Source organism: Metabacillus indicus (genome assembly GCF_046603695.1).
Classification (GTDB): Bacteria; Bacillota; Bacilli; order Bacillales; family Bacillaceae; genus Bacillus_P; species Bacillus_P indicus.
In genome coordinates this window covers 3,943,049-3,963,854 of record NZ_CP176757.1, presented here as the reverse complement: position 1 = coordinate 3,963,854, position 20,806 = coordinate 3,943,049, and the positions used below count along the sequence as shown (strand labels likewise).

Annotated in this window: 21 protein-coding genes; 19 read left to right on the top strand and 2 right to left on the bottom strand. The window is 45.3% G+C overall.

Annotation, left to right across the window (positions count from 1 at the left end):
- The first annotated feature begins 168 nt into the window (after positions 1-168).
- Positions 169-774, top strand: coding sequence for a TerD family protein (locus ACK1LH_RS20160; RefSeq protein ID WP_029283276.1), 606 nt, complete (start codon positions 169-171; stop codon positions 772-774).
- A gap of 73 nt (positions 775-847) precedes the next feature.
- The gene (locus ACK1LH_RS20155) at positions 848-1,426 is read left to right on the top strand and encodes a TerD family protein (protein ID WP_029283278.1); all 579 of its coding nucleotides are present in this window, start codon (positions 848-850) and stop codon (positions 1,424-1,426) included.
- On the opposite strand, the gene ACK1LH_RS20150 is transcribed toward ACK1LH_RS20155, so the two are convergent.
- Positions 1,423-1,566, bottom strand: a complete 144-nt coding sequence (locus ACK1LH_RS20150; protein WP_161781215.1) for a hypothetical protein — start codon at positions 1,564-1,566, stop codon at positions 1,423-1,425. The two genes, ACK1LH_RS20155 and ACK1LH_RS20150, sit on opposite strands and share 4 nt — an antisense overlap.
- Before the next feature lie 161 nt (positions 1,567-1,727).
- Here ACK1LH_RS20150 and ACK1LH_RS20145 point away from each other — a divergent pair, with 161 nt between their 5' ends.
- The 9 genes from ACK1LH_RS20145 (at position 1,728) to ACK1LH_RS20105 (ending at position 12,160) form a co-directional block, all read left to right on the top strand.
- Positions 1,728-2,945 carry an HpcH/HpaI aldolase/citrate lyase family protein gene (locus tag ACK1LH_RS20145; RefSeq protein WP_029283280.1) on the top strand — a complete coding sequence of 406 codons (1,218 nt, stop codon included), beginning with the start codon at positions 1,728-1,730 and terminating at the stop codon, positions 2,943-2,945.
- Positions 2,884-4,257 carry a phosphoribosyltransferase family protein gene (locus ACK1LH_RS20140; RefSeq protein WP_411334149.1) on the top strand — a complete coding sequence of 458 codons (1,374 nt, stop codon included), beginning with the start codon at positions 2,884-2,886 and terminating at the stop codon, positions 4,255-4,257. The genes ACK1LH_RS20145 and ACK1LH_RS20140 overlap by 62 nt, the downstream gene beginning before the upstream one ends.
- Positions 4,250-5,368 (top strand): cysteine protease StiP family protein, encoded by a 1,119-nt coding sequence (locus ACK1LH_RS20135; RefSeq protein ID WP_411334148.1) that lies wholly within the window; start codon positions 4,250-4,252, stop codon positions 5,366-5,368. The genes ACK1LH_RS20140 and ACK1LH_RS20135 overlap by 8 nt, the downstream gene beginning before the upstream one ends.
- An 11-nt stretch (positions 5,369-5,379) precedes the next feature.
- A complete protein-coding gene (locus tag ACK1LH_RS20130; RefSeq protein ID WP_029283286.1) occupies positions 5,380-6,192 on the top strand; it encodes an HAD family hydrolase in 813 nt (270 codons plus the stop codon).
- A gap of 90 nt (positions 6,193-6,282) precedes the next feature.
- Entirely contained in the window at positions 6,283-6,498 is a 216-nt protein-coding gene (locus ACK1LH_RS20125; RefSeq protein ID WP_051827358.1) for a helix-turn-helix domain-containing protein, read from the top strand.
- A gap of 33 nt (positions 6,499-6,531) precedes the next feature.
- Positions 6,532-8,133, top strand: coding sequence for a YceG family protein (locus ACK1LH_RS20120; RefSeq protein ID WP_029283290.1), 1,602 nt, complete (start codon positions 6,532-6,534; stop codon positions 8,131-8,133).
- 73 nt (positions 8,134-8,206) lie between these two features.
- On the top strand, positions 8,207-9,292 hold the full coding sequence (locus ACK1LH_RS20115; RefSeq protein ID WP_029283292.1) for a toxic anion resistance protein: 1,086 nt from the start codon (positions 8,207-8,209) through the stop codon (positions 9,290-9,292).
- A gap of 432 nt (positions 9,293-9,724) precedes the next feature.
- Complete coding sequence (rpoE, locus tag ACK1LH_RS20110) at positions 9,725-10,270, top strand: DNA-directed RNA polymerase subunit delta (protein WP_411334145.1); 546 nt, start codon at positions 9,725-9,727, stop codon at positions 10,268-10,270.
- A gap of 282 nt (positions 10,271-10,552) precedes the next feature.
- Positions 10,553-12,160: a CTP synthase gene (locus tag ACK1LH_RS20105; RefSeq protein ID WP_029283296.1), complete on the top strand. Its 1,608-nt coding sequence runs from the start codon at positions 10,553-10,555 to the stop codon at positions 12,158-12,160.
- A gap of 62 nt (positions 12,161-12,222) precedes the next feature.
- On the opposite strand, the gene ACK1LH_RS20100 is transcribed toward ACK1LH_RS20105, so the two are convergent.
- Positions 12,223-12,756 (bottom strand): DUF2529 domain-containing protein, encoded by a 534-nt coding sequence (locus ACK1LH_RS20100; protein WP_411334143.1) that lies wholly within the window; start codon positions 12,754-12,756, stop codon positions 12,223-12,225.
- Between the two features lie 292 nt (positions 12,757-13,048).
- Here ACK1LH_RS20100 and ACK1LH_RS20095 point away from each other — a divergent pair, with 292 nt between their 5' ends.
- From ACK1LH_RS20095 to ACK1LH_RS20060, 8 genes are all read left to right on the top strand, one after another.
- Complete coding sequence (locus ACK1LH_RS20095; protein WP_029283300.1) at positions 13,049-13,420, top strand: response regulator; 372 nt, start codon at positions 13,049-13,051, stop codon at positions 13,418-13,420.
- Positions 13,421-13,609: 189 nt separating this feature from the next.
- Positions 13,610-14,467, top strand: coding sequence for a class II fructose-bisphosphate aldolase (locus ACK1LH_RS20090; protein ID WP_029283302.1), 858 nt, complete (start codon positions 13,610-13,612; stop codon positions 14,465-14,467).
- Between the two features lie 118 nt (positions 14,468-14,585).
- Positions 14,586-15,230 carry a fructose-6-phosphate aldolase gene (gene fsa, locus ACK1LH_RS20085; protein ID WP_411334141.1) on the top strand — a complete coding sequence of 215 codons (645 nt, stop codon included), beginning with the start codon at positions 14,586-14,588 and terminating at the stop codon, positions 15,228-15,230.
- Positions 15,231-15,708: 478 nt separating this feature from the next.
- Entirely contained in the window at positions 15,709-16,998 is a 1,290-nt protein-coding gene (locus ACK1LH_RS20080; RefSeq protein ID WP_029283306.1) for a UDP-N-acetylglucosamine 1-carboxyvinyltransferase, read from the top strand.
- Positions 16,999-17,046: 48 nt separating this feature from the next.
- Positions 17,047-18,009 carry a class II fructose-bisphosphatase gene (glpX, locus tag ACK1LH_RS20075; RefSeq protein ID WP_029283308.1) on the top strand — a complete coding sequence of 321 codons (963 nt, stop codon included), beginning with the start codon at positions 17,047-17,049 and terminating at the stop codon, positions 18,007-18,009.
- 290 nt (positions 18,010-18,299) lie between these two features.
- Complete coding sequence (gene rho, locus ACK1LH_RS20070) at positions 18,300-19,583, top strand: transcription termination factor Rho (protein WP_029283310.1); 1,284 nt, start codon at positions 18,300-18,302, stop codon at positions 19,581-19,583.
- Positions 19,584-19,706: 123 nt separating this feature from the next.
- Positions 19,707-19,907: a 50S ribosomal protein L31 gene (rpmE, locus tag ACK1LH_RS20065; protein ID WP_029283312.1), complete on the top strand. Its 201-nt coding sequence runs from the start codon at positions 19,707-19,709 to the stop codon at positions 19,905-19,907.
- Between the two features lie 212 nt (positions 19,908-20,119).
- Positions 20,120-20,743 (top strand): thymidine kinase, encoded by a 624-nt coding sequence (locus ACK1LH_RS20060; protein WP_029283314.1) that lies wholly within the window; start codon positions 20,120-20,122, stop codon positions 20,741-20,743.
- Positions 20,744-20,806: the final 63 nt, after the last annotated feature.

The following is a 20,806-nucleotide window of genomic DNA, read 5'->3' as shown; positions in this document are numbered from 1 at the left end:
AAATAGTGCGGACCTGTAAAAGGTTTTTAGTTGAAATTTGCTCAGATATTGGTAGTATAAGACTTGTGGTCACGTTATCGTGACAATAGACCGAATAATACATAAAGAAGTATGGCTCAGGTCTCTGTTTGCAAGTTTCCCCATTACCCAGAAAGGGAGAGTGAAGAAATGGCAATTACACTGCAAAAGGGTCAGAAAATCGATCTGACAAAAGGAAATGCCGGTCTTAAAAATATCATGGTCGGACTAGGATGGGATCCTGTCCAGCAAAAAAGCGGCGGGCTTTTTGGCGGACTCTTCGGAGGCGGCGGAAGCAACGTTGACTGCGATGCTTCAGTATTGATGCTTGATGAAAACGACCGTCTGCTTGATAAAAAGAGCGTCATTTATTTTGGCAACCTGACAAGCAAATGCGGTTCAGTTAAACATACCGGAGACAACCTGACAGGAGACGGCGATGGAGACGATGAGCAAGTGCTGATCGATCTGAGCAAGGTTCCTGCAAATGTTCACAAACTTGTGTTTGTTGTAAACATCTATCAGGCTGTCCAAAGAAAACAGCATTTCGGCATGATTCAAAATGCCTTTATCCGTGTAGTGGATTCTGCAAGCCGCACAGAGCTTGTACACTATAACTTAAGCGACAATTACTCAGATATGACATCCCTTATCCCGGGAGAAATCTACCGTCATGGCGGCGAGTGGAAATTCGCAGCAGTCGGTTCTGGAACAAAAGACGCTTCTATTACAGAAATTGCAAACCGTCACGCATAATTTCTTTCCGGAATCCTGACACGGGATTCTGAAAGACATAAAAAATAACAGGATAAAAGGAGTCGAATTCAAAATGGCAATCAGCTTATCTAAAGGTCAGAAAATCGATTTAACAAAAACAAACCCTGGTTTAACAAAAGTATTGGTCGGTCTTGGCTGGGATACTAACAAGTATGACGGCGGAAATGACTTTGACCTTGACACATCTGTTTTCTTATTGGATGAAAACGGCAAAGCAGCAAGCGAAGCAGATTTCATTTTTTACAACAACCTTGTTGGCGGAAACGGATCAGTTGAGCATACTGGCGACAACCGTACAGGCGAAGGTTCTGGTGACGATGAAGTCATCAAAGTTAACCTTTCACAAGTTCCTGCTTCTATCAGCAAAATTGCGTTCACAATCACAATTCATGATGCAGAAGCACGCAGCCAGAACTTTGGACAAGTTTCCAATGCTTACGTGCGCATCCTGAACGAAGACAGCAACTCAGAGCTTATCCGCTATGACTTGGGAGAAGACTTCTCTATTGAGACTGCAGTCGTTGTAGGCGAACTTTACCGTCACGGCGCAGAGTGGAAATTCAATGCAATCGGAAGCGGCTACCAGGGCGGTCTTGGTTCACTTGTAAAAGACTACGGCTTGGACGTTTAATTGCAGAAGTGTAAATAAACATGAAGGGGTGCGTTGTTTTTATAAAACAACGCGCCTTTTTCAAAGCTTTGAAAGAACAGCAAGGCGGCGAATCGCCCGGCCATCCGGGCGATTCCGCTTTTAATAGTGTCCAGCTCCACCTTCCAGCTCCTCCGCCAGAACAAAATCCCCCAAAAAGTCTAAAAGCGGACTTTTCGGGTGATTTCTTTTCTGTCTGTCGGAGCTAAACGGAAGGTTCCGCTTTTAATAAGGCATTTACCACTTAGTACATCACGCACGGTCCCTGAATGGAGGAACAATCTTGAAACATTTTCAGTATTTAAGCAAGGAAAAACGCAGCGAGATTTTTTTATATGAGCCGATTCACTTTTCTAAGGAGACCGAACGGGAAATGCTTGCCTATGCTCTGGGCGCTACTCTTTATATGCCTGGCAGCCGGACAGCCATTGCAGGAGATGTACTATCTGGTAAATTTCTTAATGGAAAGCACGAAGGACTGACATCGATGGTCATTTGTCTTGAAGATTCCATCGGCGATACAGAAGTTGAGACAGCAGAAGCAAATACCGTCAGCCAAATCGGGACTATTTCAGACAGTGTGCTGAAAGGGCAGTTTGACCAGAGAAATCTTCCGCTTATTTTTATCAGAATCAGAAGCCGGGAACAGATGCAGCGGGTGGCCCGGAAGCTTAAGCATCACATTCAGCTGATCAGCGGATTTGTCTTTCCGAAATTCACATCTGAAAACGGAAGAGGGTATTACACGGCGCTGCAGGAAATCGCATCCGATTCTTCTGTGACGCTTTACGGAATGCCGATTCTTGAAACAAAAGAAATTATTTATAAAGAAACACGGATGAACGAACTGCTTGGCATTAAAGCGATTCTTGATGATTTTTATGAGTATGTGCTGAATGTAAGGCTTGGAGGCACAGACTTGTCCGGTCTGTTTGGAATCAGGCGAAGCAGGGATACGACCATCTACGATATTTCAGTTATCAGGGACTGCATTACAGACATTATCAATGTTTTCGGCCGCTGTGAAAAAGAGTACGTCATCTCAGGTCCGGTGTGGGAGTATTTTGGGGGCGGACAGCGGATTTTAAAGCCGCAGATCAGACAAACCCCTTTCCAGCAGGCATATGGCCATGAAGGACTTGAATTCAGAGCGAATCTCATCGACCGTTATGACGACGGACTTATTCATGAAATCGTTCTGGATAATACGAACGGGCTTGTAGGAAAAACAATCATACATCCGCTTCATATTAAAATCGTCAATGCGCTGAACGCGGTCACAAGAGAGGAATATTTGGACGCATCCTCCATCCTCGATCAGGCGCAGTCTTACAACGGTGTGATCCGAAGCGAATTTTCAAACAAAATGAATGAAATTAAACCCCATTACAATTGGGCGCGGAAAATCATCTTGAAATCTAAACTATACGGGGTGTTCCATGAGCAGCAATCATTTATCGACCTTATCAGCGAAACCGCAAACGAACAGCTATACATTTGACCTTCTGGGTCAGCTTTCAGTAGACATCGAATTGACCGGAAATCCTTATCTTCTTCCGCTGGACAGGCTCTTTCAGATGGCAGCGCGCATTAACAAAAAGCGCTCGTTTCTGTTTGTCAGCACCGTTCTCGGCAAGCATATTCCTGTTGATCCTTCGCTTGCTCTTCTTACTGGTCAGGCGCTTGCAGCCAGATACATGGAAGTCGTTGAGGCACAAACGCACCCGGAGCGGGATCAGATTCTTGCAGGTTTGATGGGCGGACAGGTAAAGAAAAGCGAATACCGTCATTCATTAGCTGAACCGGCTTTATTTATCGGGTTTGCAGAAACAGCGACAGCCCTTGGCCATGCGGTGTTTGAGAACTTCAGAAATGCAGCTTTTTTCCATACGACAAGAGAACTGGTGTCTGGATTGGAATCTATTATTAACTTTGAAGAGGAGCATTCTCACGCCACTTCACACCGGTGCTATGTAGATGAAAAGCTTTTTGATAACACGAGGCCGATCGTTCTTGTTGATGATGAAGTCACAACAGGGAAAACGGCGCTGAATATCATTGAATCGATTCAGGAAAAATTCCCGCGCGGCGAATATACGGTCGTATCCATCCTCGACTGGCGTTCAGAGGAAGATCAAAAGAGATTCAGAGATACAGAGAAACGGCTTGGCATTGTCATTCATGAGGTTTCTCTTGTAACGGGACTGATTACAGCAAACGGGGATCCGGTTGCAGAAAGCAAATCCCGAAGCGAATCTCTGTCTTCACGTGATGCAGAAATTATGCAGATCGTCATTTCTCCGGAAGAAGGCGACCTTACGTCATGTGCGTCAGAGCAGCTGTCTTCACCCTATGTGACGCATACGGGAAGGTTCGGTCTGACAGATGAAGAGCAATTGGAGGCAGATATTTATTGCCTGAAGGCGGCAGCGAGGCTGAGAGACGCCAGAAAAGGAAAAAGAACCCTTTGTCTCGGTACAGGGGAATTTATGTACATTCCGATGAAAACAGCCTCTTACATGGGGGACGGCATCTTTTATCAGTCTACGACAAGAAGCCCGATTCACCCTGTGAGCAGGGAAGATTATGCCGTGAAAAGCGCGTTCCCTTTTTCAAATCCCGAAGACGGGGAAACAGCAAACTTTTTCTACAATGTCACAGAGGGCCAGTATGATGAAGTTTTTGTCTTCTTCGAACGTTCTGTTCCTGAAGAGAGATTGCAGACGATGCTTAATCAGCTGAAATCTGTTATTCCGGTCATTCATTTTGTTTTTTTCAGTACAAACCAAAAAGGAAGTGCATCTGATGAGTAAGGTGGAGCAGCAATTGCCGAAGCCGGCAGCAATGGGAAGTTATTCAGAAAAGGACGTTGTTTTCCTGCTGAAGGACTTGAGCCAAATTAGTCTTGAAAAATCAACACTCGAACGGGAACAGGCTGTTCAGAGCGGAACACATTATTCTGAGATGCTTCCAATTGAATATAAGCCGACTGATGAATATCTGCAGCTTTTTCACCATTCATTAGACATGTATAAACAAAAGCTTGCAGCTGCTGTTGGTACGGTGTCAGAACAGATTTTGAAACTGAAGGGGAAAAGCATCGTGCTCGTTTCGCTTGCACGTGCAGGCACTCCGGTAGGAATTCTGATGAAGCGGTACTTGCAGGAGGTGCATCAAATCGATGTTCCTCATTACAGTGTCTCCATTGTGAGAGGGCGCGGCATTGATGCCAACGCCATGAATTATATCGCCCGGAACCATCCGGATGAAAGCGTGCAGTTTGTGGATGGCTGGACAGGAAAAGGAGCCATTACAAGAGAGCTTAGGGAAGCGATGGAGGAATTCAACAGCAAACACGGCCTTGCCATTGATGACTCGCTTGCGGTACTTGCAGATCCCGGTTATTGCACGGACATTTACGGGACAAGAGAGGATTTCCTGATTCCGAGCGCCTGCCTGAACTCAACTGTATCAGGCTTGGTCAGCAGAACGGTCCTGAATGATAACTTCATCGGTCCGGATGATTTCCATGGTGCAAAGTATTACGAGGAACTGCTGCCGGAAGACGTGTCCAATCATTTCATTGACGTAGTAGTCTCAGAGTTTCCTAATGTGAAAGAGGAGATCTCAAAGCAGGTTTCGATGCTTGATAAAGAGGACCGGACGCCGACATGGAAAGGGATTCAGGATATAAAGCAAATTCAGGACGAGTTTGGCATTGAAAACATCCACCATGTGAAGCCGGGTGTGGGAGAGACGACGCGTGTACTGCTCAGAAGAGTGCCATGGAAGATCCTTGTGAAGGATTTAGGCAATAAAGACCTCGAGCATATCTTCCTGCTGGCAAAAGAACGGAACGTCCCTGTCATCGAATATAAGAATATGTCTTACTCATGCTGCGGGATTATTAAGCCCTTAAACTAGGAGGTACTGCTGTGATTTTTGCAAGTGATCTGGATCAGACGCTCATTTATTCGAGAAGATCGTTCCGTGAACCGGTTGGCGAAGAGGATATTCAATTGATTGAAACTCTCGACGGCCAGGAAATTTCGTTCATGACGAAAAAAGCGATTTCCATGCTGAAGGAAATAGCCGGACAGATGACGTTTGTTCCTGTAACAACCAGAACCCCGTCCCAATACGGGCGGATCTCCATCTTTCAGCAGGAAATCCTTCCGCGCTACGCTGTAACGAGCAACGGCGGACATGTTTTCAAAGAGGGAAAGCTTGACGAAGAGTGGAAACAGCATCTTGAAGCACGCATGAAAGATGAGTGCACAAGTTTGGAGGATGTTTCCCTTAAATTTCAGGAGATTGCTTCTGATGACTGGGTGCTGAAGCAGAAAAATGCCGAGAATCTCTTTTTATACAACATTATCGAACGCGGAAATATTCCCGAGGCGCGCCTTCAGGAGTTTATTCTCTGGGCGGACCGTAACGGATGGAAGCATTCACTGCAGGGAAGAAAGCTGTATTTTGTGCCGAAACCGATCAATAAATGGGATGCCGTTGCCTATGTGAAAGAAGCTGCCGGTGCAAAAACCGTGATGACAGCCGGCGACTCCCTGCTTGACCTTTGCATGCTTGAAGAAGCCGATCTTGCCTTTTCACCGCTGCACGGCGAACTTGGCGAGTCAGGCGCAAGACTGTCAGGGGCCATTCAGAGAACGTCGAAAAATGGAATCTTCGCTTCAGAGGAAATTCTGGAAAATGTCCTGGCGAAAATCAACCCTGTCCACAGTAAATAGAAATATTTACCTGTATAAAGTGGTACAATAGAAGCAGGGTACCTATGGCTTCACGGCTGATTTTCTTCAGTTCTTATTGGAGTGAACGTCTTGGTAACAGCAGAAAAAACGAAGACCAATCTATTGGATGAAAATATAATGAGTTCCGCTCAGGCCTGCAAGGAATGGGGAATTGATGATTCTGCCCTCAGAAAAAGGGTCAATCAGTTTCCGCCGGGCACCATCCGGAAGTTCGGAAAAACATGGGTGGTTACGAGTGAAGGAATGTGCCGAGTCTTTGGCGAAAAAAGACGAAACGGAAAGTAACGTGGAGATATATTTTCAGAGGAGGGAAGAGAGATGATCAGAACATATAAGCCTGCGCCTGCAGAACATCTGGACACAGACTGGCAGACTCTTCTTTTTATGCCGCTGCCTGAGCGTCCGGATTATGTGAACACTCCCTCTGAAGTGAAAATTCCGCAAGTCGCCGTCAGGCTGCTTGGAACACCATTAACAGATGACGAATACTATCAAATGCTATTTGACCTTGTTCATCACGAAGAACTCGGTGTGCATTTTCTAAGTGAATCTCTGGATAAAAACATCCCGCAGGAAAAATTTCAGGCGATACAGAACCTGCTGCTTCTGCATAAAAACGAAAAGCTCTCCGTGAACCGGTTTGTTGCTTTTATGGACAGAGACCGCCTTCTTCCGGTTCTCTCCGATCCGGAGTTAAACCGCCACCTGCGGACTTGTGTCATTCACATGCTTTCGCGATTCTTTCTTGATAAAGCGAATGACAGCGCTGATTTCCGGCGCATCATTGTTGATTTGATTAAATGGACCTGGAACCACCTGCATCCTGAGCTGCAAAAAACAGACGGCGTCCGGCAGCCTGCGTTTTTCTGGTACGGAAATGCAACGAAAAGCGAACAGTTCTTCCTTCATTTCCTGATCCGGTTCGGATGCGATGTCATCATTGCCCATCCGGAGGGGACAGATATCCTGAAGGAGGAAGATCCGGAAGAAGCGGTCAGCAAAATCGTCCGTTTTCCGGGGACTCACGAACTGACAGCGTTTCCAAAGGTGAGGCCGGAGCGCACATCAACTGTAGCATACAAAGCTTCAAAACAAATTGACCAGGTTCTTCATTCAGACGAATCCATGCTTTATAAGCCATGGCAATTCAGAAATTATTCCCCCAATGCACGGACGCTGAAAACAACGTATGATGAACTTTTTATTCTTATAAAGGAAAGAGCATTTCTGCGTCCAGACTTTGAAGTCCGGGACAACATGGTTCATATACCCGCTATTTTCTCGAAAATCTTCGGGGTGACAAAAAACAGACGCTCATACTGGGGCAAAATTCAGGACCTCGCTGACTATGAACATGCGGCTGTCGTCAAGTACTTTCCGTTTACTTGGGAAGCTAAAGGCAATCCGCATTTTCATTACCAGAATGCCCTGAACGAAAATCAAGTGCTGCAGGCTGATAAAATGATGGGAAGCCACTGGTGGAAGTATTCAAACCTTCCGACCGGCCTTCAAAAGGGGCTGGCTGATGCGATTTCAAGGTATTGTGCTGATCCAAAGCTTAAAAGGCTGGAACAGGAAAGTCCTTATGATCTGCAGCTTTACCTGTTCAATCAGGCGATGAATATTCCGGAAAGCCTGATAAAACTGATGCAGAATTTTGATTACTCCCAGCATGTGCCCCGGCTCATTCTTTATAATAATGAAAACAATGGCTACATGACGCGCTCAGACGCTGCGATGCTTCTGCTGATGAATGAATTCGGACTGGATATCGTGATCTGCAATCCTCCCGGCCACAACGACATTGAAAATTTTGTCGATGAAAAGCATTACGACAGCCACTGGCTGGAGGAAATGAGCTTTAATGAAGTCTATCAGGAGCCGTCGAAATTCAAGAAATTCATCCGGAAAATCTTTTAAGCAGCATTATTTATGCGAGAAGAAATACCTGTTTGAACAGGCATCCAAACCATATTAAAGGAGGATTTCGCGTATGTCTCAAGTACCTGGACTCAGCAAAACGGATCAGATGGAAGAGGTTCTCGAACAAGGACCGAACAATATGAAGCTTCAGCTTCAAAAAGAGCCTGAGGTTCAAAAACTTGCAGAGAGCATTGATCACAAGAACCAGGTGGCAATCCTTGAATACGGAAAAGCACCTGCTGATGAAATTTCAGCTTTTTCAGGAAAAATCCTGAACACCATGAAGTCAAGCAGCATGGAAGAATCAAGCGCCCTCCTGAAACACCTCGGGAGAATCATGGACCGCTTTGATCCGAAAGACTTTGCCGAGCAAAAGGGCATAAAAAAATTCTTCAGCCGCGGACAGAAGCTGGTGGAGAAAATCATGTCAAAGTATCAGACAATGGGCGGCGAAATTGATAAAGTCTACCTTGAAATTGTGAAATACGAGGATGAGATGAAGCGTTCAACAAATACGCTTGAGCAGCTTTATGAACAGAATTTCAACTACTACATGGAGCTTGAAAAATACATTGTCGCCGGAGATATGAAAGCAGCTGAACTAAAGCAGCAGCTTCCGGCATTAGAAGCAAAAGCAGCGGAGGGCAACCAGCTCGCCCAAATGGAGCTTGATACGATGCGGAACTCAATTGAGGTGCTTGAACAGCGGGTCTATGATCTCGAACTTGCCAAACAGGTAGCCTACCAGTCCGCACCGCAAATCCGCCTCCTGCAAAGAGGGAACACAAAGCTGATCGGGAAAATCAATTCTGCGTTTGTCACTACGATTCCTATTTTTAAAACCGGCCTGATCAACGCCATAGCAGCCAAAAGACAGAAACTCGTCGCAGATTCAATGAACGAGCTTGAAAAGCGCACAAATGAAATGCTTCTCCGAAACGCACAAAATATATCAAAACAGAGTGTGGATATTGCAAGACTTGCAGGAAGCCCCGGCATTAAAATGGAAACAATCGAAGAAACATGGAGCATCATCCTAAAAGGCATGCACGAAACAAAAGCCATCGAAGACGAAAACAAACAGCTTCGCGAACAAGGAAGAGTGCGCCTTGAAGAACTGCAGAACAACTTTAAGCAGCTGAATAATGGCCGCTGATAGGTAACTGCAAATACTAATCCGGACTGAGGTTTAAATAGTCCGGATTTTTCTATTACCTTGCAAATTGGAAGTATTGTCGTTGGAGCCGTCAAAGTATAATGCTCAAAACTCCGGTGAACTGCAGCGGAAAGCAAGTGACTGGAGCGCAAGGGAACGGGTACAACTGAAACCAAAGTTCAACAGTCTTTTGGAAAAGACACTTTAAAAACGAGAGTCTGCGCAGTTTTGACAAAAATTATTCCATTTTATTAGAAGGAAGAAGATTAAGGTAGCATAAAGTGTTAGAATTTGTTTATAATGAATGGTATGACTTGAATACATAGGATTCGGACAGTACTAGCAATCTCACTTCCGGATTTCTTAATAGATGAGAATAGAACCTGCTCTTATCTACAAATAGATGAACGACTAGAAAGGGAGTGCCTCACTTTGAGTATTTCACAATATTCTAAGGACCAGCTTAAAGAATTGTCAATGGTTGAAGTAGCCTACGACCTGATGACTGAAAAGAAACAGCCGTACGTTTTCTTGGACCTGGTAAAAGAAATCAGCCAGATTATCGGTCTTACGAAAAGCCAGGTAGAAGATAAAATTTCACAATTCTACACAGATCTTAACATCGACGGCCGTTATATTTGTGTTGGAGAAAACACTTGGGGACTGCGCAGCTGGTACCCGTACGAGCAAATCGAAGAAGAGGTTGTGCCTGTTGCAAAACCTAAGAAGAAAAAAGCGAAAAAAGTGGTTGATGAGCTTGAGCTTGAAGACTTCGATGAAGTGGATGAAGAAGAACTTGAATACGATGACATCGAAGAGTATGAAGATGATACGGACGACGATCTAGAAGACGATGATCTCGAAGATGATGCAGAAGAAATCGACGAAGTCATTGAAGACGAAGATTTCGATCTTGACGAGGAAGAGCTTGACGAAGACCTTGATGAGGATCTTGAAGAAGACGAAGAAGATAAATAATCGTCTTGACTTTAGTGGGCCAACTAGGTAGAATCTTATTTGGGCTCTTTAAAAGCTATACCAATGGTTTATATATACCATGCTCCCTTTCGCAACGCGCAAGGGAGCTTTCTTTTTTTAGCGCAGTTAAGCCTTCAGGCTGACATAGGCGCTTTTCCTTTTTTTAGGCATGAAAGACCCCCTGACAACACTTATAAAAGATAAATCGTTCCCATTCGATTGGGAATGTTTTCTTTTGTGCACATTAATCTTATACATCTTTTGAAGGGAGAAGAAGAACACATGACAAAATATATTTTTGTTACAGGAGGCGTTGTATCCTCACTTGGTAAAGGGATTACAGCTGCTTCTCTTGGACGCTTGCTTAAAAACAGAGGATTAAAGGTGACAATCCAGAAGTTTGACCCGTACATCAACGTGGATCCGGGAACAATGAGTCCGTATCAGCACGGTGAGGTTTTCGTAACAGACGACGGAGCAGAAACAGACCTTGACCTTGGTCACTATGAGCGTTTCATCGATATTAATTTAAATAAATACAGCAACGTCACGACTGGTAAAATTTACTCTTCTGTCCTTAAAAAAGAGCGCCGCGGCGACTATCTTGGCGGAACAGTACAGGTTATCCCGCATATTACAAATGAAATCAAAGACCGCGTCTTCCGTGCAGGAAAAGAAACAAACGCAGACGTTGTCATTACAGAAATCGGCGGAACAGTAGGGGACATCGAATCCCTTCCATTCCTTGAAGCAATCCGTCAGATGAAGAGCGATATCGGCCGCGACAACGTGATGTACATTCACTGTACACTTGTTCCTTACATCAAGGCAGCAGGCGAGATGAAAACAAAGCCGACACAGCACAGCGTAAAAGAATTAAGAAGCCTCGGCATCCAGCCAAACGTGATTGTTCTGCGTACAGAAATGCCGATTTCACAGGATATGAAGGACAAAATTGCTCTTTTCTGCGACATTGATACTAACGCAGTTATCGAGTGCCGTGATGCAGATACGCTTTACTCTATTCCATTGGCGCTTCAGGAACAGCATCTTGATCAAATCACTTGCGATCATTTAAAACTTGATTCACGCGAGCCTGAAATGTCTGAGTGGATTGAACTTGTTCAAAAAGTAACCAACCTTTCGAAAAACGTGCGAATTGCCATCGTTGGAAAATACGTTGAACTTCAGGATGCCTACATTTCTGTGGTTGAAGCTCTTCGTCATGCAGGCTATGCGTTTGATGCAGATATCAGCATCAAATGGATCAATGCAGAAGAAGTAAATGCTCTTAATGCACAGGAGCTTCTTTCTGATGTAGACGGAATCCTTGTCCCAGGCGGATTCGGAGACCGCGGCGTAGAAGGTAAAATTCTTGCAACTCAATATGCGCGCGAAAACAAGGTGCCGTTCTTTGGAATCTGCCTTGGCATGCAGGTTGCTTCTATTGAATATGCACGCAACGTTCTTGGCCTTGAAGGAGCACATTCTTCTGAGCTTGACGTCGCTACGCCATATCCTGTCATTGACCTGCTTCCTGAGCAGAAAGACATCGAAGACCTTGGGGGCACACTGCGCCTTGGACTTTACCCGGCTAAGCTTGACACGTCTTCACGTGCATTTGAAGCTTACCAGGACGAAGTGATCTATGAGCGTCACCGTCACCGTTATGAGTTCAACAATGAATATCGCCAGGCTATGGAAGATGCAGGCTTCATCTTCTCTGGTACAAGCCCTGACGGCAGACTTGTTGAAATCATTGAGCTTAAAGATCATCCTTGGTTCGTGGCTTCCCAGTTCCATCCGGAATTCACATCAAGACCGACAAGACCGCAGCCGCTGTTCCGCGAGTTTATCAATGCATCGCTTACAGCATCTGAAAAGAAATAATAAAAGCAAAACCCCTGACAGTTCGGACTGTCAGGGGTTTTTTACATGAATGCTTTGTTTTCTTACTCGTACTCACTTACCATCTCTTTCATCGTAAAACTCAGGGCATAATAGGCAAAAAGGGATGTCATCAGAGCGGGGTAGCCGTAGCGGCTGCCGTCTTCATCCGGAATCAGCGCTTTTTTCAGCTTTGAATCAATATGGACATCTGCAAGCTCTTCCAAGCCGCCAGGTTCTTCTTTCATATAGCAGGAGACTGCCGTGGTCCCAATCATATCTTCGCGAAGCTTTTTCGCAAGCTCAACCGCTTCTTTGTCATTTGAACGGTGCGAGAAAAGAAGCACGCGGTCAGCATCTGTCAGTTCATTCATCGTGCCGTCCTCAAGGAAAAGAGGCTTTGCACTTGGAAGAGGGTTTGAACCTGATGTCGCTTCGAGCGTAATCCCATCAAGCTCTCCAAAGCCGTGCACATAAATCGTGCCGCTTCCGACTGCAGCCTGGGCAAGCAGTCTTGCGCCGTCTTCAATGGCTTCTTCTTCCTGCTCATGAATGCGGCTGAAATGGCCGGTTAACTGGGTCATAAATATCTTCATCATCTGTCTGAACACTCCTTTACGACTCCATTATAACGAATGAGAGAGCCAATACCTAACCGGACAGGTTCAGAAATTTGTCGATAAGTTTAAGCAGGAATAAGAATACACACAACCGAATAACTATCGTATGTTTCACCGGACTGTTTTATACTAAAGAAAGGCAAATCCGGCATGCGTTTCGCGCCTTATTTGCTTTTATGATGTAAGCAGTTTTCCGGACGTTTTGGTTCCTTGCAATACATGCTGACCGGCAGAATAGCTGGATAATCCAAATATGAAGAGGTGCAGGAAGATGAATGAAAAAATCTTAATTGTAGACGATCAATATGGAATCCGTATTTTATTAAACGAAGTGTTTCAAAAAGCGGGATATCAGACCTTCCAGGCAGCAAACGGTTTTCAGGCTCTGGAAATTGTAGACAAGCATAAGCCGGATCTGGTGCTTCTTGATATGAAAATTCCTGGTATGGATGGAATAGAAATCCTGAAAAGAATGAGAGTGGTCGAGCCGGATATCCGCGTCATTATCATGACTGCATACGGTGAACTGGACATGATTCAGGAGGCGAAAGACCTTGGGGCTCTAACGCATTTCGCAAAACCGTTTGATATTGACGAGATCCGCGACGCTGTCCGCAAGTACCTTCCGATCCGCTCGAACTGAAGCCTCCCTAAATCGGCAAACTTATGTCGAAAAGTTGCCGTTTTTCTCAGAAGTTGGTATGCTAGTGAATGAGAAAAGCCCGTGTACATTTTAATCAGATTACATACATTGCAATCGTTCTGGTCATGCTAGATGTTACGTAAGCTTTTCGGGTTTAGCAAATTAGCTGCATAGGGAGGATATTTCGACATGCCTTTAGTATCAATGACAGAAATGTTGAATAAAGCAAAAGAAGAAGGTTACGCTGTAGGTCAGTTTAACCTGAACAACCTTGAGTTCACTCAAGCGATTCTTCAAGCTGCTGAAGAAGAAAAATCACCGGTTATCCTTGGTGTATCCGAGGGCGCTGCACGTTACATGAGCGGCTTCAAAACAGTTGTAAAAATGGTTGAAGGTCTTATGGAAGACCTGAACGTAACAGTTCCTGTTGCGATTCACCTTGACCACGGTTCAAGCTTTGACAAATGTAAAGAAGCAATCGATGCAGGTTTCACATCTGTAATGATCGACGCTTCTCACCACCCATTTGAAGAGAACATTGAAACAACAGCTAAAGTTGTTGAATATGCGCATTCAAAAGGCGTTTCTGTTGAAGCTGAGCTTGGAACAGTAGGCGGACAAGAGGACGACATTATTGCAGAAGGCGTTATCTACGCTGACCCTAAAGAGTGTGAAGAGCTTGTTAACCGCACTGGCATCGACTGCCTTGCTCCTGCACTTGGATCTGTACACGGCCCTTACAAAGGCGAGCCTAACCTTGGCTTCAAAGAGATGGAAGAAATCGGCAAAGCTACTGGCATGCCTCTAGTTCTTCACGGCGGAACGGGTATCCCGACTCACGATATCCAAAAAGCAATCTCTTTCGGTACAGCTAAAATCAACGTAAACACTGAAAACCAAATTGCTTCTGCTAAAGCTGTCCGCGAAACACTTGCAGCTAAGCCGAACGAATATGACCCGCGCAAATATCTTGGACCTGCTCGCGATGCAATCAAAGCAACAGTTGCAGGCAAGATGAAAGAATTCGGTTCTGCTGGTAGAGCATAATTTGTTTTAAAATAGAAAACCGCCTCTGATACACAGGAAACGAAAAGGCGGTTTCCTTTCTGATTGAAAGTAAGCGTAAACAAGTTCTATTTTTCTGATATCTTAGGAGGATGGCAGAATGTTATTTTTCATTGATACAGCAAATGTCGAAGAAATTAAAGAAGCACAGGCTCTCGGTGTCCTGTCCGGAGTAACCACAAATCCGAGCTTAGTAGCTAAAGAGAATGTATCCTTCCATGACCGCCTTAGAGAGATTACCGGAATCGTATCCGGGTCTGTCAGTGCTGAAGTCATTTCCTTAAAGGCAGAGGAAATGATTGAAGAAGGCAAAGAGCTTGCTGAAATTGCCCCTAATATCACAGTGAAAGTGCCAATGACGCCGGACGGCTTAAAAGCAGTAAAAGCCTTAACGGACCTTGGCATCAAAACGAATGTGACCCTGATTTTCAACGCGAACCAGGCGCTTCTTGCTGCAAGAGCAGGAGCGACATATGTTTCACCGTTTGTCGGACGTCTTGATGATATCGGCCAAAATGGCATGGAGCTGATTTCTACGATCGCACAGATCTTTGATTTACACGGAATTGAATCAAAGATTATCGCGGCATCAATCAGACATCCAATGCACGTGACAGAAGCAGCGCTGCACGGCGCCAATATTGCGACCATTCCATTCAGTGTCATCAAACAGCTCTGCAAACATCCCCTGACAGATCAGGGCATCGAAAAATTTCTGGCAGACTGGAACAGCAGACAGCAATAGATTGCAAGACAAATAGATAACAGGAATGGCAAGCCTAGGCTTGCCATTCTCTACTAGAAAAGCGGAGCTGGAGAATGAGAAAAGCAGACCATGAAGAATATTGAAACTCAGTCCGCAATAAATAAAACAATGCGATTCTTCCATCCATTCAGGCAATGACCCTCATTTACATGCCTCCACAGGAACCATATCGTGCACTAAAATAATTTCATATGTCATAATAGGTTAAAGAAAAAAAACTTGAACTTGTATTCTTTGTCGGATTAATGGAAAATATTTGTTGAAAAGAGGCATTTTTTGTTGCTCTTTCGTCTCAACCCGAAACGTCAGCTTGATTTTGGTCACAGTACCACCATTTTATTCTCATAACATGATGGCTTTTCAAAAAAGGAGCCGGCTTTTCAGTTCTGAAAGAAACTGAGAGGGCGAAACCTGACAAGACATCGAAAAGCCAACTTCTTTGAGAAAGGAGACTATCATGGAAAAATTAAAAATAGCAGGCGGTTACCCTTTAAAAGGGACGGTAAGCATCAGCGGCGCCAAAAACAGTGCGGTTGCCCTTATTCCGGCGACAATACTTGCACAGTCACCCGTCACCATTGAAGGTTTGCCCGATATTTCAGATGTACATATTTTAAAGGACTTGCTTGAGGAAATCGGGGGAACCGCAGAATTTAAGAATAACGAGATGTATGTGAATCCTGCGGAAATGATTTCAATGCCTCTGCCAAGCGGAAAAGTGAAAAAGCTCCGTGCTTCCTACTACTTGATGGGAGCGATGCTCGGACGCTTCAAAAAGGCAGTGATCGGCCTTCCTGGAGGATGCCATCTTGGTCCGCGTCCGATTGATCAGCATATTAAAGGCTTTGAAGCTCTCGGAGCACAGGTCACAAATGAACAGGGCGCAATCTATCTGCGTGCCGAGGAGCTTAAAGGGGCCCGCATTTATCTTGATGTCGTCAGTGTTGGTGCAACTATCAATATCATGCTTGCAGCTGTGCTTGCTAAAGGACAGACCATTATTGAGAATGCAGCAAAGGAACCTGAGATCATCGATGTCGCCACGCTTTTATCAAGCATGGGTGCAAGAATTAAGGGAGCCGGAACGGATGTAATCCGTATCGACGGGGTTGAAAGCCTTCACGGCTGCAGACACTCTATTATCCCTGACCGGATCGAAGCCGGCACGTACATGATTATTGGAGCTGCCATGGCGCAGGAAGTGCTGATTGACAACGTTATTCCGCTTCACCTTGAATCTCTCATTGCAAAATTCAGAGAGATGGGGATTCATGTTGAAACAAACAACGAACAGATCTGGATAGTCGGCGGACAGAAGGAACTGAAAGCTGTAGATATTAAAACACTCGTCTATCCTGGTTTTCCTACCGATCTGCAGCAGCCGTTTACGTCACTTCTTACAAAGTCTACCGGAACAAGTGTCGTGACAGATACAATCTATTCTGCGCGCTTTAAGCATATTGATGAGCTCAGAAGAATGGGAGCCAAAATTAAAGTGGAAGGCAGATCTGCTATTGTTACAGGCCCGACAAAGCTTCAGGGTGCGAAAGTGAAAGCGAGTGATCTTCGCGCAGGAGCTGCCTTAGTTGCCGCAGGCCTGATGGCAGAAGGTGTAACCGAGGTAACAGGTCTTGAGCATATCGACCGCGGATACAGCCAGCTTGAAGAAAAACTGACAAGCCTTGGCGCGACAATCTGGCGCGAAAAGCTGACAGAACAGGAAATAGAACAGCTTCAAAGTTCTTAAGTAAATAGATACCTATAACAACAGGGGATACATGGGGAGGAAGAAACAATGGAGAGAAGTTTATCAATGGAGCTAGTCCGTGTAACAGAAGCAGCGGCACTTGCATCTGCACGCTGGATGGGACGCGGGAAAAAAGACGAAGCAGATGACGCTGCAACATCAGCCATGAGAGATGTTTTTGACACCATTCCGATGAAAGGAACGGTTGTAATCGGGGAAGGCGAAATGGATGAAGCGCCGATGCTTTATATCGGTGAAAAGCTTGGGACAGGCTATGGCCCGCGCGTTGACGTGGCTGTTGATCCGCTTGAAGGAACAAATATCGTTGCTTCCGGCGGCTGGAATGCCCTTGCTGTTATCGCCATCGCAGACCACGGCAACCTTTTGAATGCACCGGATATGTACATGGACAAAATTGCAGTCGGTCCTGAAGCAGTAGGCTGCATTGATATAAACGCTCCAATCATTGACAACCTTAAGGCGGTTGCAAAAGCTAAAAACAAAAATGTGGAAGATGTCGTTGCCACAATCTTAAACCGCGAAAGACACGAGCATATCATTAAAGAGCTTCGCGATGCAGGCGCACGCATCAAGCTCATCAATGACGGTGATGTCGCAGGTGCCATCAATACAGCTTTTGACCACACAGGAGTCGACATCCTGTTCGGTTCAGGCGGCGCACCTGAAGGCGTACTTGCGGCAGTTGCCCTAAAATGCCTCGGCGGAGAAATCCAGGGCAAGCTTCTTCCGCAAAATGACGAAGAAATCGCACGATGCGAGAAAATGGGCATCGACACAAGCAAAGTTCTCCGCATGGAGGACCTTGTAAAAGGCGATGACGCCATCTTCGCAGCAACCGGCGTTACCGACGGCGAGCTGCTGAAAGGCGTTCAGTTTACAGGCACCGCGGGAACGACTCAATCCCTCGTCATGCGTGCCAAATCAGGAACCGTCCGCTTCATCGACGGAACCCACAGCCTAAGCAAAAAACCGAACCTTGTCATAAAGTAAAACGCAGCCAAGCTGCAGACAGCCGGGTATAGAAATGGTTTGTTCTATTTCCGGCTGTTTTTTCGTTTGTTTCAATCATGTTTCAAAACTCAAAAGATATTGATTAAATCCATCAAATAAGGTAAAACTAAAGAGTGCTGCGTAAATTGAAAGGGCTGCCTTTCACACTGCTTTTCCTACTTCTAGCCTATCTTCTCTTTCTTCTCTATATCTGATCCATTTACTAGTTTTTTTCTCGCATATAGATGGAAGAACAACTGTATTTATAATTTATAAAGTGTGGTGCTGTTATGAGCGAGGTTTCTATTTCCAATCTCGAACATCTGAAATTAAAAGAATTATATGAGCTTGCACGTCATTACAAAGTGTCGTATTACAGCAAGCTGACGAAAAAAGAATTGATTTTTGCCATTTTAAAAGCGAACGCTGAGCAAGAGGACTTATTGTTCATGGAAGGCGTTCTTGAAATCATTCAGTCTGAAGGATTCGGGTTCTTAAGACCCATCAACTATTCCCCAAGCTCTGAGGATATTTATATTTCGGCTTCACAGATCCGCCGTTTTGATTTGCGCAATGGGGACAAGGTGTCCGGAAAAGTACGTCCGCCAAAGGAAAACGAGCGTTACTACGGCCTGCTTCATGTGGAAGCCGTTAACGGAGATGACCCTGAGTCTGCGAAAGAGCGTGTTCATTTCCCGGCTTTGACGCCGCTTTATCCGAACCGCCAAATCATCCTTGAAACAAAACCAAGCGACCTTTCAACACGCATCATGGACGTGATTGCTCCTGTGGGATTCGGACAGCGCGGACTTATCGTTGCGCCTCCAAAAGCAGGTAAAACGATGCTGCTGAAAGAAATTGCCAACAGCGTGACGACAAATCATCCGGAAGCTGAACTGATTGTTCTCCTCATTGACGAACGTCCTGAGGAAGTAACGGACATTGAGCGTTCTGTAGCAGGAGACGTTGTCAGCTCAACGTTTGATGAGGTTCCTGAAAACCACATCAAGGTGGCTGAGCTTGTTCTTGAGCGAGCAATGCGCCTTGTCGAGCATAAGAAGGACGTTATTATCCTTATGGACAGCATTACACGTCTTGCGCGTGCGTACAACCTTGTGATTCCGCCAAGCGGACGTACACTCTCAGGCGGGATTGATCCGGCTGCGTTCCATCGTCCAAAGCGCTTCTTCGGTGCTGCCCGGAATATCGAAGAGGGCGGAAGCCTGACCATTCTTGCGACTGCTCTTGTTGATACAGGTTCCCGTATGGATGATGTAATTTATGAAGAGTTTAAAGGAACAGGCAATATGGAGCTTCATCTTGACCGTTCCCTTGCAGAAAAACGCATCTTCCCGGCAATCGATATTCGCCGCTCAGGTACACGAAAAGAAGAACTTCTTATTCCGAAAGATCACCTTGAGAAGCTGTGGGCCATCCGCAAATCGATGTCAGATTCGCCTGATTTTGCAGAAAAGTTCCTGAAAAAACTGCGCAACTCTAAATCCAACGAAGAATTCTTCAGCATTCTTGATGCGGAATGGAAGGCAGCAGGCGTTTCCGGAAAACGATTGTAAAATTAGTTGCAAATTAACTGGAAGCTTGTTATACTTTTTTTATGTGCTTTTCCGGAAGAACCTCTTCTGGAAATGATAACTCTGGTTCGGTAAACGAATCAGGGCGGAAGGAGATGAAACGGAATGAAAGCAGCTATCCATCCTAACTACAAAAAAGTTATGGTTAAATGTGCTTGCGGAAATGAATTTGAAACTGGTTCTGTAAAAGACGAGGTGCGCATCGAGGTTTGCTCTGAGTGCCATCCATTCTACACAGGACGTCAAAAGTTCGCTTCTGCTGACGGTCGTGTTGATCGCTTCAACAAAAAATACGGTCTTAAATAATTATAGATTGAAGGAAACAGGCGAGATTTCTGTCTTGCCTGTTTTTTTACGCCGTTTCCCGCTATTTTTGGGAAAAACAGCCATAATAAGCAGTATCCATGTACATATGGAACCTTACAATGAACGGCATTCCGTTCATTTAAAGATAGAAAGCAGCAAAAGGCTCGGGGCCATAGAACAACGTTTAAGAAATGAAGGGGGAGGCCGTTTTCATGTATGTTATGAAACAAAGCGGGTGGCTTGAGGTCATCTGCGGAAGCATGTTCTCAGGTAAATCTGAAGAACTGATCAGAAGAGTCCGCCGTGCGCAGTTTGCCAAGCAGGAAGTGAAAGTATTCAAGCCTGCCATCGACAATCGCTACAGTGAAGATGAGGTTGTTTCGCATAATGGCACGGCCGTCATCAGTCATGCCGTTGCTTCTTCAAGCGACCTTTTTAAATACATTACACCAGAAACAGACGTGATTGCGGTTGATGAAGTGCAATTTTTTGACGACGAAATTGTCCAGGTCATCACATCACTTGCCAACCAGGGCTACCGCGTCATCGCTGCAGGGCTTGACCAGGATTTCAGAGGAGAGCCATTTGGCACCGTTCCTGCGTTAATGGCCGTTGCGGAGCTTGTCACAAAGCTTCAGGCCGTCTGTTCAGTGTGCGGTTCACCAGCTAGCAGAACGCAGAGGCTGATCAACGGAAAGCCTGCATCCTACCATGATCCGATCATACTGGTCGGTGCTTCTGAATCGTACGAACCAAGATGCCGCCACCACCACGAGGTGCCGGAAAAGCCGGCTCAGTCAAAACAATCAGAGCCGGAAACTCAAAATTTGTCATAAAGATGAAAGCTGCCCCAATTTTTCAAAGGGCAGCTTTTTTTCATACTCTTTTGGGCACCTTAC